Raw genomic sequence first — 354 nt, forward strand, 5'->3', positions numbered from 1 at the left:
AGCCGATCCTCGCGGTGGAGTCGCTGGCCGTGCGCCCGGCCGACGGGCTCGACGGCGAACCCGGTCTCGTCCGCGACGCGCTGTTCGGCATCGACTGGGTCCCCATGCCCACAACGGACGGTGAGCCGGTCGAGATCGTCCGCGTCGAGTCCACTTCGGACGATGTGCTCGCCGCCGCGCACGAGAACACCGCGCGGGTACTGGACATCCTGCGCGAGCGGGCGGCCGGTACCGCCCGGCTGGCCTTCGTCACCCGCAGCGGCGACCTCGCCGCCGCGCCGGTGCGGGGACTCGTGCGCGCCGCGCAGCTCGAACACCCCGGCCGGTTCGTCCTCGTCGACGTCGATGGCGAAC

Annotated in this window: 1 protein-coding gene; it reads left to right on the forward strand. The window is 73.7% G+C overall.

What is annotated here, in order from left to right; translation table 11 throughout:
* A partial coding sequence (locus G3I65_RS44510) for a hypothetical protein (RefSeq protein WP_160701444.1) occupies window positions 1-354 on the forward strand: 354 nt, incomplete at both ends.

This window comes from Amycolatopsis sp. SID8362 (genome assembly GCF_010550475.1).
Lineage (GTDB): Bacteria > Actinomycetota > Actinomycetes > Mycobacteriales > Pseudonocardiaceae > Amycolatopsis > Amycolatopsis eburnea.